The sequence below is a fragment of the Streptomyces sp. MnatMP-M17 genome, from assembly GCF_900091995.1.
Classification (GTDB): domain Bacteria; phylum Actinomycetota; class Actinomycetes; order Streptomycetales; family Streptomycetaceae; genus Streptomyces.
Genome location: NZ_FMDK01000213.1, coordinates 1 through 1897, shown reverse-complemented (window position 1 = coordinate 1897; position 1897 = coordinate 1). Strand labels below are relative to the sequence as shown.

Sequence of the window (1897 nt, the reverse complement as noted above, 5' to 3'; positions counted from 1 at the left end):
CCACCCCCGGCCCCCCCCCCCGCGACGGCCCGCGCGCCGGGCGCGGGCCGTCGCGGTCGTACCGGTTCCGCCGGATGCGCCGTCAGGAGCGCCTGGCGAGCCGGTCGCGCGGGGAGTACGGCGCGCGCGGGGCGCGCGCATCGTGCGGATGGACATCGGGCTCAGTTGCCCTTCGCGATGGCCTGTTCGCCGTTGCGCTGGAGGTCGGCGAGGATCTTCTTCGGGTCGGCGGTGCGCAGCGACTGGAGATCGGTGTTGAACTGGCTCAGCACCTTGTCGAAGCCGGCGATCGTCACCGGGCCCTGTGCGTACGCGCTGCCGTCGACCCAGGCCTTGGCGGCCGGGAACCGCTCGGCGTAGGTGGTGAGGGCGCTGGTCCGCGACGGCATGACACCGAAGGCGTCGGCGAAGGCGATCTGCTGGTCCGCGCTGGTGAGCGCTTTCACCAGGTCGACGCTCGCCTCGCGGTGCGCGCTGTCGGCGGCGACGCCCCAGCAGTTGCTGAAGGCGAGTGTGCCCTTGCCGGCCGGTCCCTCGGGCAGCGGCGCCACGGCGTACTTGACGTCCGGGTAGTCGAGCTTCATGCCGCCGTCGAGCCAGTTGCCCTCGATGGTCATCGCGGCCTTGCCCTTGCCGAGCGCCTCGCCGCCCCAGCTGGTGTCCACGTTCTTGGCGAACTTCATCGAGCCCGACTTGAGCAGGGACTGGACGAAGGAGAGCCCTTCGGCGTTCTCGGGAGTGTCGGCGGTCATCTTCTTCTGGTCCGCGTCGGTGACCCAGCCGCCGGCCTGCTTCATGAAGACACCGAGGCGCTGGTACTCGTCGCTGGTGACCAGACCGGTGACACCGCCGGTGGTGAGCTTGTCGGCGACGGTCTTCAGGTCGTCCCAGGTCTTCGGGTAGTCCTTCTCCGTCAGACCGGCCTTCGCCCACAGATCGGTGTTGATGGCGAGACCGAGCGTGGAGGTGTCCTTGGGCAGACAGACCAGCTTGCCGTCGTACGTGAACGAGTTGCGGAGCTGCTCGGAGAAGTCGGAGGCGTCGGATATCTCGTCGCCGTACGCGTAGAGCGAGCCGCCCTTGGCGTAGTTCGCGAACTGGTCGGAGTTGACGTAGAAGACGTCCGGCGGCTTGTGCCCGGCGAAGGCCTGGGCGAGCTGCTGGTTCATGTCCTTGGCGGCCTCGACGGTGACCGTGTTGCCGGACTTCTTCGCGTACGCGGCGGCGGCGTCCTTGACGGCCTGGGTCTCGGCGTCACCCGAGGTGGCGATGAGGACCGTCAGATTCTGCTTGGCGGCCTTGTCCTGGGCCGGCTCCTTGCTGTCGTCGAAGCTGGACGAACAGCCGGTGGCGGTCAGCAGCGCCGCGCAGGTGGCGAGGGCGGCGACGGCCGTGCGGGTGACCATGAATTCCTCCTGAAAGGGATGAAACGTGCGGCTCAGCGGCCCGGAAGGGCGTGCTGTGGATCGATGGCCCGCCACCGGAGCGTCGTACGAGGGCTCCGGCGGGAGCGGCGAGGGTGCGGTAGGAGCGCGGGTGAAGGGCGCCGGTACCGGAGGCTCAGCCGGCTAACGCCGGTGTGCTCTCCCGGACGACGAGCGTGGGTTCGAGCAGTACGCGCTCCGGCGGCGCGTCCGGATCCGCCATCCGGGCCAGCAGCAGCCGGACGCATTCGCGGCCGACGGCTTCCAGCGGCTGGGCGACGGTGGACAGACCGGGGGAGAGGAGTGCGGCGGTGGGCGAGTCGTCGAAGCCCACCACGGCGACGTCCTCGCCCGGTACGGCTTTCCGCTCGCGCAGGGCGTGATAGCAGCCCAGCGCGAGCATGTCACTGGCGGCGATCACGGCCGTGGCGCCCGCGTCCAGCAGCGGACCCGCGGCGGCCTGCGCCGAGCCG

At 70.3% G+C, this 1897-nt stretch carries 2 protein-coding genes; both read right to left on the bottom strand.

Going from position 1 to position 1897, the window contains the following annotated elements; translation table 11 throughout:
* Positions 1-161: 161 nt before the first annotated feature.
* Positions 162-1406: a sugar ABC transporter substrate-binding protein gene (locus GA0115259_RS10530; RefSeq protein WP_093594207.1), complete on the bottom strand. Its 1245-nt coding sequence runs from the start codon at positions 1404-1406 to the stop codon at positions 162-164.
* 154 nt (positions 1407-1560) lie between these two features.
* Positions 1561-1897 (bottom strand): substrate-binding domain-containing protein (locus tag GA0115259_RS10525; protein WP_141716512.1); only part of this gene is annotated, 337 nt, incomplete at its 5' end.

Excerpts from the sequence above, each read along its gene's own strand:
- GA0115259_RS10530 (WP_093594207.1), bottom strand. The coding sequence starts at position 1,406 with ATGGTCACCCGCACGGCCGTCGCCGCCCTCGCCACCTGCGCGGCGCTG.